The 12,187-nt window shown below is 71.2% G+C and carries 13 protein-coding genes; 2 read left to right on the plus strand and 11 right to left on the minus strand.

Annotated elements, in window-relative coordinates; genetic code table 11:
- From SY2F82_RS33465 to SY2F82_RS33490, 6 genes are read right to left on the minus strand one after another with little or no spacing between them, the layout of a single operon-like run.
- Positions 1-606: a DUF5947 family protein gene (locus tag SY2F82_RS33465; RefSeq protein WP_200422824.1), complete on the minus strand. Its 606-nt coding sequence runs from the start codon at positions 604-606 to the stop codon at positions 1-3.
- Positions 603-1,154, minus strand: a complete 552-nt coding sequence (locus SY2F82_RS33470) for a NifU family protein (RefSeq protein WP_200422825.1) — start codon at positions 1,152-1,154, stop codon at positions 603-605. Before SY2F82_RS33470 ends, SY2F82_RS33465 begins: the two co-directional genes overlap by 4 nt.
- The gene (locus SY2F82_RS33475; RefSeq protein WP_200422826.1) at positions 1,147-2,940 is read right to left on the minus strand and encodes a nickel-dependent hydrogenase large subunit; all 1,794 of its coding nucleotides are present in this window, start codon (positions 2,938-2,940) and stop codon (positions 1,147-1,149) included. The genes SY2F82_RS33470 and SY2F82_RS33475 overlap by 8 nt, the downstream gene beginning before the upstream one ends.
- Before the next feature lie 8 nt (positions 2,941-2,948).
- The gene (locus SY2F82_RS33480; protein ID WP_200422827.1) at positions 2,949-4,070 is read right to left on the minus strand and encodes a hydrogenase expression protein HypE; all 1,122 of its coding nucleotides are present in this window, start codon (positions 4,068-4,070) and stop codon (positions 2,949-2,951) included.
- The gene (locus SY2F82_RS33485) at positions 4,067-4,612 is read right to left on the minus strand and encodes a hemerythrin domain-containing protein (protein ID WP_200422828.1); all 546 of its coding nucleotides are present in this window, start codon (positions 4,610-4,612) and stop codon (positions 4,067-4,069) included. The genes SY2F82_RS33480 and SY2F82_RS33485 overlap by 4 nt, the downstream gene beginning before the upstream one ends.
- 55 nt (positions 4,613-4,667) lie before the next feature.
- Positions 4,668-5,765, minus strand: a complete 1,098-nt coding sequence (locus SY2F82_RS33490; protein WP_200422829.1) for a hypothetical protein — start codon at positions 5,763-5,765, stop codon at positions 4,668-4,670.
- Positions 5,766-5,957: 192 nt separating this feature from the next.
- Here SY2F82_RS33490 and SY2F82_RS33495 point away from each other — a divergent pair, with 192 nt between their 5' ends.
- Entirely contained in the window at positions 5,958-6,410 is a 453-nt protein-coding gene (locus SY2F82_RS33495; RefSeq protein WP_200422830.1) for a phage holin family protein, read from the plus strand.
- Positions 6,411-6,775: 365 nt separating this feature from the next.
- Positions 6,776-6,985: a hypothetical protein gene (locus tag SY2F82_RS33500; protein ID WP_200422831.1), complete on the plus strand. Its 210-nt coding sequence runs from the start codon at positions 6,776-6,778 to the stop codon at positions 6,983-6,985.
- A 164-nt stretch (positions 6,986-7,149) separates the two neighbouring features.
- On the opposite strand, the gene SY2F82_RS33505 is transcribed toward SY2F82_RS33500, so the two are convergent.
- From SY2F82_RS33505 to SY2F82_RS33525, 5 genes are all read right to left on the minus strand, one after another.
- Positions 7,150-7,899 carry an SDR family NAD(P)-dependent oxidoreductase gene (locus tag SY2F82_RS33505; RefSeq protein WP_200422832.1) on the minus strand — a complete coding sequence of 250 codons (750 nt, stop codon included), beginning with the start codon at positions 7,897-7,899 and terminating at the stop codon, positions 7,150-7,152.
- Complete coding sequence (locus SY2F82_RS33510) at positions 7,896-8,867, minus strand: fumarylacetoacetate hydrolase family protein (protein WP_200422833.1); 972 nt, start codon at positions 8,865-8,867, stop codon at positions 7,896-7,898. The genes SY2F82_RS33505 and SY2F82_RS33510 overlap by 4 nt, the downstream gene beginning before the upstream one ends.
- A 108-nt stretch (positions 8,868-8,975) precedes the next feature.
- Entirely contained in the window at positions 8,976-9,914 is a 939-nt protein-coding gene (locus SY2F82_RS33515; protein ID WP_200422834.1) for a VOC family protein, read from the minus strand.
- A 23-nt stretch (positions 9,915-9,937) separates the two neighbouring features.
- Complete coding sequence (locus SY2F82_RS33520; RefSeq protein ID WP_200422835.1) at positions 9,938-10,987, minus strand: amidohydrolase family protein; 1,050 nt, start codon at positions 10,985-10,987, stop codon at positions 9,938-9,940.
- Positions 10,984-12,144 (minus strand): FAD-dependent oxidoreductase, encoded by a 1,161-nt coding sequence (locus tag SY2F82_RS33525; RefSeq protein ID WP_200422836.1) that lies wholly within the window; start codon positions 12,142-12,144, stop codon positions 10,984-10,986. The genes SY2F82_RS33520 and SY2F82_RS33525 overlap by 4 nt, the downstream gene beginning before the upstream one ends.
- Positions 12,145-12,187 lie beyond the last annotated feature (43 nt).

The following is a 12,187-nucleotide window of genomic DNA, read 5'->3' on the forward strand; positions in this document are numbered from 1 at the left end:
TCAGCTCCTTGCCAGGTCCTGCGGTTGTTCGGTCAGCTCCGCGAAGAACCGCTCGACGGCGGGCCACACCCGGCTGCCGCCGGACAGGCCCCGCCACTCCCGCCGGACGAGCGCCACCATCCGGAAGCAGTCGTCGATCGGGACGATCCAGTGGTGCTTCGCGGAGCGTGCGGTGTTCACCAGCAGTGCCTCCACCTCCGGTACGAGACCGGCGAGCGGGGGGCACCGGGCGACCACGTCGCGCCAGGCCCCCGCGTCCGCCTCCCAGCGGGTGGCGCCCGCGGGGCTCGGGTAGTGCGCGCTCACGGTGCCGTCCGAGTGCCGTACGAAGAACGCCAGCCCCACCGGCACGCCGAGTTCCCGCGTGCCCACCTCGGGCAGCCGCACCCGGCGCCGAGGCACCAGCCGGTACCGCCCCTCGCTCGCCTCCTCCTCCACGAAGAGCAGGGAGCAGGGCCGGCACGCGCACAGCACCTCCTCCTGCCCAGTGTCGTACAGGTGCCGGTGCTCGGGCTCGACGTCGGCGCCGCACAGGTCGCACCGCTCCGCGTCCGGCCGCCGGGCGGCGGCCGAGCGGATGACGCGGGCCAGCGCGCCGGTGGTCACGACCGCTCTCCGGCGGACACCGTGCGCACGGTGAGCGTGTCGACCGGGACGAAGGCGGGGGGCCTCGCGTCGTCACCAGGCGCCCGTTCGACGCCGGAGAGTTCGGGCGCCAGGGCGAGCACGGCCTCGCGGACCGCCTCCTCCAGCGAGGCCGAAGAGGATCCGCACCCCTTGGCGGCGAGCCGCACCCGGGCGACCCCCTCCTCGACGCCCGCCAGCTCCACGTCCCCGCCCCGCTCCCGCACCGCCGGACGCAGCCCGTCGACGGCGCGGGCGGCCCGGACCTCGGGCGGCTCGGGGTGGATGTCGTGCAGCACCAGCAGATGACCGACGAGGTCGTCGGCGGCCATACGGTCGACCAGGGCGGGGTCGGCGGCGTCCAGCACGCGGGCGAGGGCCTCGCCGTAGACCTCGGTCAGGGTCCGCACCGCCTCGATCGCCGCCCCGGTCATCGGACCCGGAGCGCCTTCGAGCTGCTCGAGCAGCCCGTCGAGGCGGGAGAGCCGCTCCGCGACCGCCGCTTCGTCGAGCCGGGCGTGGTCATCCATGAGCCGCTCCGAACATGGGCGAGTGCAGCTTGGTCAGCGTGTTGCCCTTGCCGAGGTACATGTGCACGCCGCAGGGCAGACAGGGGTCGAAGCTGCGGACGGTGCGCATGATGTCGACGCCCTTGAAGTCCTCCGGGCCGTTCTCCTCGAAGATCGGCTGGCCCTGGACGGCGTCCTCGTACGGTCCGGGGGTGCCGTAGTGGTCCCGCGGGCTCGCGTTCCACGGCGTCGGCGGGTACGGGTGGTAGTTCGCGATCTTCTTGTCCTTGATCACCAGGTGGTGGGAGAGGACACCCCGCACCGCCTCGTGGAAGCCGCAGCCGATCGCCTCGTCCGGCACCTCGTAGTTCTCGAAGATCTTGGTGTCACCGCTGCGGACGTGGTCCATCGCCCGCTCCAGGAAGAAGAAGGCCATGGCGGCGGAGTAGGCGACGAAGTACGGCCGGGCCCGGTCGCGTTCGATCGTGTTGCTCCACTGGGGGATCTTCCACTCGAACGTCATCTCCGGCATCTTGTCGCTCTTGGGCAGCGAGATGCGCACGCTGTGTCCGGTGGCCTTGACATACGGCGTGTCGACCAGCCCGTTGAGCGCCGTCGACCACAGCCGGGCGAGCGGACCGCCGCCGGTGTCCAGCGCCAGGTGCTGGGCGCTGTTCTTGTCGTACCAGCGCGGGCTCATCACCCAGCTGTAGTTGCCCTCGAAGTTCCGCTTCTGCGGTACCGGCACCGTCGTCTGGTTCCACGGGTGGCGCATGTCGACGGCGTTGCCGAGCGGGTCGTGGGTGACGAACGGCTCCTCGTTCACCCAGTCCTCGTAGTACGAACTGCCCAGCATGATCCGCATGCCCAGGTTGATGTCGACCAGGTCGTTGGTGACGAGACTGCCGTCCACGATGATGCCCGGGGTGACGAACATCGCCTTGCCCCAGTCGCTCATCGTCTCGTAGCGGTAGTCCACGACGTCCGGGTTCTGCCAGGCGCCCCAGCAGCCGAGCAGGATCCGGCGGCGGCCCACCTCCTCGTAGCCGGGCAGCGCCTCGTAGAAGAAGTCGAAGACGTCGTCGTTCATCGACACGGCCTGCTTGATGAAGTCCAGGACCCGCAGCAGCCGGGAGAGGTAGTCGGTGAACGTGGTCGGTTCGGGCATGGTGCCGACCCCGCCCGGATACAGCGTGGACGGGTGCACATGGCGCCCCTCCATCAGACAGAACATCTCCCGGGTGATGCGGCTGACCTTGAGCGCCTCCTTGTACAGCTCGCCCTCGAACGGGTTGAAGGCGCGCATGATGTCGGCGATGGTCCGGTAGCCGTGGATGTAGCCGTTGCGGGCCTCGGTGCGCTCGGCCCGGGCCATGACGCTCGGGTTGGTGGCCTTGACCATGGCCTCACAGAAGTCGACGAACACCAGGTTGTCCTGAAAGATGGTGTGGTCGAACATGTACTCGGCCGCTTCGCCCAGGTTGACGATGGTCTCCGCCAGTCGCGGCGGCTTGACGCCGTAGGCCATCTGCTGGGCGTAGTTGGAACACGTCGTGTGGTTGTCACCGCAGATCCCGCAGATGCGCGAGGTGATGAAACCCGCGTCACGGGGGTCCTTGCCCTTCATGAAGACGGAGTAGCCCCTGAAGAGCGAGGACGTGCTGTGGCACTCCACCACCTCGCGGTTCGCGAAGTCGATCTTCGTGTAGATGCCGAGATTGCCGATGATCCGCGTGATCGGATCCCAGGACATGTCCACGATCTGCGCGGGCTTTCGCGCCGCGGCCCGCGCCTCGGTTGCCGTCATGTCCGTGCCTACCTCGCTCTCTCTCGCTGTCGCCTGCGCCCGTCGGGGCGCCAGTACGGGTCGTAGCCGCTCGTCAACTTGTCCTTGTTGTGGCGCCACTTGGGCTCACGGTTGACGGCCATGTTGGTGATGCCGCGCAGGCGCCGGATCACGGCCCCGTAGGGCCTGATCACAGCGGACGAGAGGGTGCCGCCCGTCGGTTCGTCCATGAACGGCATGAAGGCGTCCGGGAACCCGGGCATCGTGCAGCCGATGCAGATGCCCCCGACGTTCGGGCAGCCGCCGATGCCGGCCATCCAGCCGCGCTTGGGCACGTTGCAGTTGACCACCGGACCCCAGCAACCCACCTTCACCTGGCACTTGGGGGAGTTGTAGTCCTTCGCGAAGTCGGCCTGCTCGTAGTAGGCGGCCCGGTCGCACCCCTCGTGCACCGTCTTCCCGAACAGCCACTGCGGGCGCAGCATGTGGTCCAGCGGGGGCGGCGGCGCCGACCCGGCCGCGTGGTAGAGCACCCAGGTGAGGGTCTCCATGAAGTTCTCCGGCTGGATCGGGCAGCCCGGCACGTTGACGATCGGAAGCGCGCCCTGCGACTTGAAGTCCCAGCCCAGGTAGTCCGCGAGACCCATGCAGCCCGTGGGGTTGCCCGCCATCGCGTGGATCCCGCCGTAGGTGGCGCAGGTGCCGGCGGCGACGACCGCCCAGGCCTTGGGCGCGAGCTGGTCGATCCACCAGTTGAGGGTGAGCGGTTCGCCGGTGTCCTGGTCGTTGCCGAACGACGTCCAGTAGCCGTCGCCCTCGATGATGTTCTGGTTGGGGATCGAGCCCTCGATGACGAGGATGAACGGAGCCAGTTCACCGCGGGCCGCGGCGCGGAACGGGGCGAGGAAGTCCTCGCCGCCCAGGCTCGGGGAGAGCACCTTGTTGTACAGGTTCACCTTCGGCAGGCCGGGCACCAGCCCGGCGACGATGTCCTCGATCGCCGGCTGGCCGGACGCCGTCATCGAGACGGTGTCCCCGTCACAGCTCATGCCCTCGGAGATCCACAGGATATGGATCTCGTCGAAGCCGTTCCTCTGTTCAGCCCTCGTGGGCTGCTGGCTGACCTCCGTGGTCCCGCTTTCGACGGTCATGTCCTCGGCCTCCCTTGCAGTCGGTCCCTAAGGCGGTCGTAGGCCGCGGCCACCGGTCCGGCGAAGGCCAGGGCGGGAGGCTCGTCGGGCGCGTTGGGGTGCGGCCGGGTCGGGGCGGTCTGCTTGGACCGGGCCAGCAGTTTGCCGAGCCGCAACAGCTCCTCCTCGGAGACCGCGTCGCGGAGCAGGGGCATCAACTCGCCCTCCTCCTCGCGGATGTGCTCCTCGACCTCGCGGCGCAGCTCGTCCATGAGTTCGCTCGTGCGCTCGTCGTCCCCGGACTGCTTGTCCAGGGCCAGGAGGGTCTCCTTGACCGCCCTGTGCTCGCTCAGGTGCTCGCGGATCCGCTGGTCCCCGTCCGACAGGACCTTCTTGGCCAGCGGGTAGACCATCAGCTCCTCGAGCGCCGCGTGCTTGGACAGCTCGCGGACCAGGGTTTCCACCACGGCCCGGCGCTGCGCTGCGGAGGCGGCGGCGTGGTAGTCGCGGAACAGCTGCTCGACCATCCGGTGGTCGTGCATCAGCAACTCGATGGCGTCCATTACGGCCTTCCTGGTCGGGGACGGTGGCGGCGCAGAGGTGGGACGGATCCGCCGGCTAGGAGGCGGAGGAGGGGGATGCGGCAGGGGAGGGCGCGAGGGAGCGGATGGCGCCGTGCAGCCGGGCGAGCACCTCCGGCGGCATGGTCTCCACCCGGTCGAGGATCCGCGCGGCCCGCGGGTCGGTGGCGCGTGCCTCGCGTTTCTCGTCGTCAGTGAGCAGCAGCGTCCGCAGGGTCAGGATCTCGTCGATCTCCGCGGCGTCGTGCAGGTCGCCGGGGCTCTCCGGGGCCACCTGCGGGTGGTCGGGCAGGATGATCGGCGACGACAGGACGAGCGAGTCGGACCCCTCCGGGCCCGCGAGCACCGGGAAGGTGTGCAGGTTGCGACACTCCCTCACGTACGGCGCGACGTCCTCGGGCGGGTCGATCGAGGAGTAGAAGCCGAGTCCCTCACCGCCGACGAAGGTGTGCGCCGCGATGAGCGAGTGCCGCAGGGCCTCGTCGCGGGGAGCGTCGGGCGGCGTCGTACGGCCGGTGTTCTCGGTGCGGACGCGCAGGCGGTACAAGGAGTCGGCGCCTGCGACGGGTTCGACGTGCAGCGTGGTGCGCGCCTCGACGGGGGAGCGGCGGCGCACCAGGCGCCCCGCGTCTGCGGGCAGGGGCTCGGTCTCGTCCCCGCCGGGGACGCCGAAGGTGAACTCCGCGTCGTGGGCGAGGAGTTCGGCGAGCGGGGCGGTGAGGTCGGTCTCGCGCGGCATCGCCTCGTCGAAGGACAGATGGACCGTACCGGCCGTCTCCAGGGAGTCCACGGGCGTGTGGTGACCGTCCGCGTCCCGTCGCTCCACGCCTCGGTGCTGCATCTGCAGATAGCGCACGCGCACCCGCACCACGGCGCCCGGCCGCGCGCGCAGCAGGCACTCGGTCTGCTGCTGCCAGGACTCCACGGATCCCGAGACACCCGGCGTCACCGGGCCGTGGGCCTCGGCCCAGGCGCGGGGGGCGAGGATGCCGAACTGCCAGCGCACCCGGTTCTTGGCCGACGAGCGGCGGTACGGGTAGAGCAGGTATCCCTCGTAGAGGACGGCGTCGGCCACGGCGCACGCCTCGTCGACCGCGGAATGCACGCTCACGGTATCGCCCAAGGGGTCGCTCACCGTAACTCCTCACTGACCAGATGTGCGTATTGCAGTGGTTTACAACGATCACACCTTTTCTTGCGATAGGCGCGTATTGAGCGCGGATGGGTGAGTGGCGCGTCGAGAGGGACGGGGCGTCGTCGTGTCGGCACGGTGTGAGCGGGTACTGCGGGGAGGTGACTGACGGCCGTCGGCCCCGGCGGGAACGCGATGCGGAACGAGACGGAGGCGGCAGCGATGCGGATGCAAGGCGACGACTCGGCGGAGAGCAGGAGCCGAGTGGGCGACGCGGCGGCGCGGCTGGCCCAGGACACCGCGCAGCTCGCTCGCCACGAGATACTCGCGGTGCAGAGCGAGGTCAGGGCGGCGCTGCGCCGGTTCGGAGCGGGTGGCGCGCTGCTGGGCGCCGCCGGGGTGTGCGGCCTGCTGGCCCTGTGGTCGGCCCACGAGACGGCCTTGCGGGCACTGGAGCCGGCCCTGCCGGGCGCCCGCGCGTCGGCCGTACTGACCTGCGCCTACGCCACGGGCGCCGCAACGCTGGGCGTCGCCGCCCGCAACCGGGTACGCGCCGCCGGCCAGGCCTCGGCGGACGCACTGGACCGGGCACGGGAGGCCGTTCCGACGGGGGTGCGAAGGGGCGAGGGGGACAAGGGGAGCGACTGAGCGGGGTCGGCGTACGGGCCGGGTCGGGTCAGTGGCCCGGAGCGCGGGGCTGTGGTGAGCCGGCGCGCGCGCCGAAACGGGGCGAGTCGGAGGGGTCGGCCGCGCCGGGCGTTGGGCCGTTCGGGTGGTCGCGCGGGAGTCGGTGCGGCGCGTATGCGGGGCGGGAGCGCGTGCGGGGTGCCGGGGTGGCAGGCTGCGGGGTCGGGCCGGGGCCGTCCGGGTCAGGGGGTGTCCGACAACTCGCGTCGCGCGCGCGGCGGGAGTCGTCGGACACCCCCAGCCCCGGCCCTGCCGGGCGGCACCACGCTCGCGCGCCGGGTGGGCCGTCGGTCCCTGGACGGCGCGTACGGAAGGAAGGGGTGTCCGTGGAGGTGATCCCGGTCGACTCCGAACCGGCTCGCTCCGGTACCGCGTTCACCGAGCCCGCGTACCGGCGGATGCGAGCCGCGCAGGGCGGCAGCGCCCCGGTCGGTGACGCGACCGCCTGGGACCTGTTCCGCATGGCCTTCGCCTCGGTCGCCCCGCCCGGGGCAACCCGTGCGCCCGCCGCGGGCGGCGGCTGCCGACGCCCGTGACCACCGTCTGCCGCCAACCGGTGTTCCCCCTCGGCACGCGGGGCACAGTGGGCTCATGTGCGGTCGGCTGCATGGCTACTCCCAGCACGTGCGCCGTATCGACGGTCATCTCGTCATCGACGTTCTGTAGTGCACCGCCTCAGCCACCCTCTTTTCCTCAGGTTTCAGGTGTCCTCGCGCAGGGCGTCCGAGATCGGCTTGGCGCCGCCGTGCGCGGTGAGTCCGCCGTCGACCGGGATCTCGGCGCCGGTGATGAAGGACGCGTCGTCGCAGAGGAGGAAGGTGACGAGCGGGGTGATGTCGTCGACGGTCCCGGTGCGGCCGAGCGGTGTCCCGAGGAGGTTGGCCTCGCGGAAGGCGGGCGCGGCGGAGGCGGTCATCTCGGTCTCGATGAAGCCGGGATGGATGCTGTTCACGCGGATGCCGCGCGGTCCCAGTTCCATGGCGGCCGTCCTCGACAGACCGCGCAGGGCCCACTTGCTGGCGGTGTAGGCGACCGGGTAGTGGGCGGTCAGGGCCGCCGACGAACCGACGTTCACGATCGACGCCCCCGCCCGCATCAGCGGCACCAGGTGCTGGATGCCGAGGAGCGGCCCGGTGACGTTGACGGCGTGGACGCGGGCCATGTCCTCGGGGCGTACGTCGTCGATGCGGGCGCGCCAGGTGACGCCCGCGTTGTTGACCAGGCCGTGCACCTGCCCGTACGTCTCGCGCAGGTCGGCGGCGAGGCGGGCCCAGTCCTTCTCGCTGGTGACGTCGAGGCGGCGGCAGCCGGGGGCCTCCGTCGCGTCGGTGGCGATCACGCGGGCGCCCTCGCGGTTCAGTGCCTCGGCCTCCGCGGCGCCCTGGCCCCGTGCCGCGCCCGTGACCACGACGACCTTGCCCAGCAGCCTCCTGGCGCGGAGGTCGGTCACGGTCGCTCCCGCGGGCGGATCCGGGCGGCCGGAACCGGCACCGGGGCTGGGCCGGCCACCACGGTGTTGGAGACGCTGCCGATGCCTTCGACGGTGAGCGTTACCAGGTCGCCGGGCTTCAGCGGCGGCGGGTCCTGCCTGCCGCGTACGCCCCACAGCTCGGCGAGGCAGCCGCCGTTGCCGCACGTGCCGGAACCGAGGACGTCGCCGGGGCGGACGACGGTGCCGCGCGAGGCGTACGCGGCCATCTCCTCGAAGGTCCAACTCATGTTGGACAGCAGGTCCTTGCCGACGACCTCGCCGTTGATCCCGGCGGTCAGCGCCAGACGCAGGAAGCCGTCCGTGCCCCGGTAGGGCTCCAACTCGTCGGCGGTGACGAGATACGGGCCGAGGGTGGTGGCGGTGTCCTTGCCCTTGCAGGGGCCGAGGCCGACCTTCATCTCCGCCGACTGCAGGTCGCGGGCCGACCAGTCGTTGAAGACCGTGTAACCGACGATGTGGTCGCGGGCCTGTTCGGGGGTCAGGTCGCGGCCCTCCTTCCCGATCACGGCGGCGACTTCCAGCTCGAAGTCCAGCACACTCGACCCCGGCGGCACGGGGATGTCGTCGTGCGGGCCGTACACCGCGTAGGGGTTGGTGAAGTAGAACGTCGGGGCCGCGTACCACTGCTCCGGCACACCGGTAGCCGCGTCCACGGACCGCCGTACGCTCTCGACGTGTTCCTCGAAGGTGACGAAGTCCCGCACGGTGGGCGGCTGGAGCGGCGGCAGCAGCCGCACCTCACAGACATGGGGGCCGGGTGGGGCGTCGAGCACCGCGGCGCCCGCGTCGAGCAGTTCCGGCAGGCCGCTCAGGTCGGCGAGCAGTCCGGTCAGGGACCGGGCGCCGGGCAGCGGGTGGAGCATGCCGTCCTCTTCGACGACGGCCACTTGGCGTCGGTTGCGGTACTCGTACGTGGCGAAACGCATGGCGGGGTCCTGTCGGCGGGAGGGCGGGCACTGGGCGAGCCCGGGGGCGCGGCGGGCAGTCAGGGCGACAGGGGATCGCCGCGCCCCCGGTGACCGGGGCCTCGCCGGTCAGACCGGCGGGGCGACGAAGCAGCCGCGGTCGACGTCGTTGAACGACTCCTTGGCGACCATCTCGTTCATCGGGTTGGCGGTGCCCCACTGGTCGGTGACCTCGGGCTGTGAGAAGTCGTAGACGTGCGGGTGCCAGGTGTCCTCGTCGAGGAGTTCGAGCTCGGTGGTGTACTCCACGGTGTTGCCGTGCGGGTCGAAGAAGTAGGAGAAGGTGTTGTCGCCCGCCATGTGCCGTCCCGGGCCCCAGATCTTGCGGACCCCGGCGCGCAGCAGGCGGCCGGTGCCGCGCATGTACTCGTCGATGCCGCGCAGCTCGAAGGAGATGTGGTGCAGGGAGGTGTGCGGGCCCTGCGCGATGGCCATGGAGTGGTGCTGGTTGCTGATCCGCATGAAGTGCATGACCTCGCCCATGTGCGGCGAGCTGAGGGTGTCGGAGAGGCGGAAGCCGAGGTGGCGCTCGTACCACTCCCGCGTGCGGTTGAGATCCGGGGAGTTGAGGACGACGTGCGACAGCTTGACGGGGATGGACTCCTTTTCCGCGATTCTGCGGTGCCGGCGGGCCTCGACGTCCGCGGAGACCTCGATGGTGCGGCCGTCGAGGTCGAAGAAGCGGAAGCCGTAACCGCCGCCGGGGGTGTCCACCTTGCCCGGCTGGGAAATCAACTGAACGCCGCCCGCGAGGAGTTGTTCGGCCAGGGTGTCCACGTCCGCCGTGCTCGCGGCACCGTAGGAGACGAGGTCGAGGCGCTTGTCCTCGGCCTTGCGGAGCCGTACGACGTACTGCTCGGGACTGCCCTCGGCGGCCAGGAAGGAGATGCCGGAGTCCTCGGCGACCTTGGTCAGGCCCCAGACGCCGGAGTAGAAGTCGAGCTGCTTGTCGTAGTCGGGCACGGCCAGGTCGACGTGCCGCAGGTGGGTGAGCAGACGTGCGCTCATGGTTGTCTCCTCCTGTGCGGGGGTCAGGGCAGGCGCAGCAGCGCTGTCGCGTTGCCGCCGCGCACGGCGTGGAAGTCGGCGCCGGGCAGCCGGGCGGCGCGCAGTGCGGCCACCGGATCCTCGGTGCCCATGTCGAAGGGGTAGTCGGAACCGAGCAGGACCCGGTCGGCCCCGGCGGCCCGGATCAGTGCCCGCAGCACGTGGGTGTCGTGGACGAGGGAGTCGAAGTACAGGCGGCGCAGGTAGGTGCTGGGCAGATGGGCGCAATCGGCGCCCGCGTCGGGGCGGGTGGACCAGGCATGGTCGGAGCGGCCGACGTGGGTGGGCAGGTACCCGCCGCCGTGCGCCGCGATCAGCTTCAGTTCGGGGTGGCGGTCCAGCACCCCGGAGAAGATCAGGTGGGACAGGGCGACGGCGTTCTCGGTGGGCTGGCCGACCGTGTTGGACAGGTACCACCGGTCCAGGCGCTCGTCGAGGGTGCAGCCGAAGGGGTGCAGGAAGAGGACCGCGCCGGTCTCCTCGGCCCGGGACCAGAAGGGTTCGTACGCCGGGTCGGACAGTTCGCGTCCGGGTGCGTGGCTGGAGATCTCCACACCCAGCAGCCCCTGTTCCAGCGCGTGGTCGAGTGCTGCCACGGCCTGGTCAGGATGCTGGAGGGGCACGAGTCCCAGCCCGCGCAGGCGGTCGGGTGCGGCGGAACAGTGGGCGGCCGTCGCCTCGTTGGCGAGTCGGCACAGCTTCTCTGCCGTCTCCTCGTCCGTCCAGTAGTGGTAGTGCGAGGGGGACGGGCTGACCAGTTGGACGTCCACGCCCTGCGCGTCCATGGCGGCCAGCCGCACGCCGACGTCGGTCATCTTCTGTATGCGCTCGCGGACCATCGGACCGCTGACGGCCAGTGCGTCGGGCCCGTTGCGGCGGGCGTCGAGCGCCTTGGCCTCCTCGAGCCCCGGCAGGTCCGCCACCAGGGTCTCGACCTCCGGCAGCAGGACGTGCGCGTGCACGTCCACGGTCGGGGAGGGGCGCGCGTCAGCGCTCCATGAGGGGTGGCGGTCGGGTGACGGGCGGGAGGTCACGGCCGCTCCTTCAGGAAGTTCATCGTGCGGGCGATCAGCCCCGGCACGTCGCCGCGCACACCGTCCAGCTGCCACTGACCGAGCCGCACGGACGCCTCGACGACGGTCCGCACCCGGGGGACGCGGCGCTCGTAGTAGGCCTGGAACAGCCCCTCGTCCCAGTCCCGTCCGCTGGTGAGCAGCTCGGCGAGTACGGAGGCGTCCTCCAGGGACATGGCCGCGCCCTGGGCGAGCGTGGGCGGGCAGCAGTGCGCGGCGTCACCGATCAGCACCACGCGGCCGCGATGCCAGGAGCCCTCCACCAGCAGCCGGTCGAACCACGTGTAGTTGACCTTCTCAGGGTCGGTGATGTGCCGGGTGATCTCCGTCCAGGCGCCGCCGTAGCCCCGTGCCAGGCGGCGCATCTCGGCGGCGTAGTCGGCCGGGTCGACGGACTCCCGGTGACGGCAGCCCTCGACGACGTACGCGTAGATGGTGTCCTGGCTGGTGGGGCAGTATCCGGCGATGTAGGCCGGGCCGCCGTAGGCGAGGTCGGTGCGCACCACGCCCTCGGGGCGCGGCGCGGCCACCCGCCAGATGGCCATGCCGGTCGGTTCGGGCTTGTCGGTGATCCCGATCATCGCACGGGTCGCGGAGTTCAGGCCGTCGGCGGCGATCACCAGGTCGTAGCGGCCCTCGGTGCCGTCGCTGAACCGCACCGAGACCCCGTCGGCGTCCTGCTCCAGGGCTGTGACGGTGATGCCCAGGCGGACGGTGGCGCCGGAGGCGCGGACGGCGTCGATGAGGATCTGCTGGAGTCGGGGGCGCTGCATGCCGAGGGTGGCGGGCAGGTCGTCGCCACCGGTCTGGATGTCCTCGGCGACGTGCAGCACGGTGCCGTCGGGGGCGCTCACGCCCACGGAGCCGAAGGCGAATCCGCAGGCCTCCACCTGCTCCCAGACGCCGAGTTCACGCAGCACCCTCAGGGCGTTGCCCTGCAGGGTGATGCCGGAGCCGGTGGTGGCGTTCCAGTCCGGCTTGGCCTCGATGAGATCCACGGCGGTGCCGGCGCGGCGCAGGAGGACGGTGACGGCGTTGCCGGAGGCGCCTCCTCCGACGACGAGCACGGTGCGGGTACCTCCGGCCGGAGGCGGGGGGAGAGTACGGCTGTCTGCCATGGCGGGGATACCTCTCGAGGTCGGCCGCGCGGCTTCGGGCGGC

Source organism: Streptomyces sp. Y2F8-2 (genome assembly GCF_014905555.1).
GTDB classification, from domain to species: domain Bacteria; phylum Actinomycetota; class Actinomycetes; order Streptomycetales; family Streptomycetaceae; genus Streptomyces; species Streptomyces cynarae.

What these genes read in the sequence shown, in the direction of transcription:
- SY2F82_RS33525 (WP_200422836.1), bottom strand. Translation starts at nt 12,144, where the DNA reads ATGGCAGACAGCCGTACTCTCCCCCCGCCTCCGGCCGGAGGTACCCGC.
- SY2F82_RS33510 (WP_200422833.1), bottom strand. Translation starts at nt 8,867, where the DNA reads ATGCGTTTCGCCACGTACGAGTACCGCAACCGACGCCAAGTGGCCGTC.
- SY2F82_RS33470 (WP_200422825.1), bottom strand. Translation starts at nt 1,154, where the DNA reads ATGGATGACCACGCCCGGCTCGACGAAGCGGCGGTCGCGGAGCGGCTC.
- SY2F82_RS33480 (WP_200422827.1), bottom strand. Translation starts at nt 4,070, where the DNA reads ATGACCGTCGAAAGCGGGACCACGGAGGTCAGCCAGCAGCCCACGAGG.
- SY2F82_RS33475 (WP_200422826.1), bottom strand. Translation starts at nt 2,940, where the DNA reads ATGACGGCAACCGAGGCGCGGGCCGCGGCGCGAAAGCCCGCGCAGATC.
- SY2F82_RS33515 (WP_200422834.1), bottom strand. Translation starts at nt 9,914, where the DNA reads ATGAGCGCACGTCTGCTCACCCACCTGCGGCACGTCGACCTGGCCGTG.
- SY2F82_RS33485 (WP_200422828.1), bottom strand. Translation starts at nt 4,612, where the DNA reads ATGGACGCCATCGAGTTGCTGATGCACGACCACCGGATGGTCGAGCAG.
- SY2F82_RS33495 (WP_200422830.1), top strand. Translation starts at nt 5,958, where the DNA reads ATGCGGAACGAGACGGAGGCGGCAGCGATGCGGATGCAAGGCGACGAC.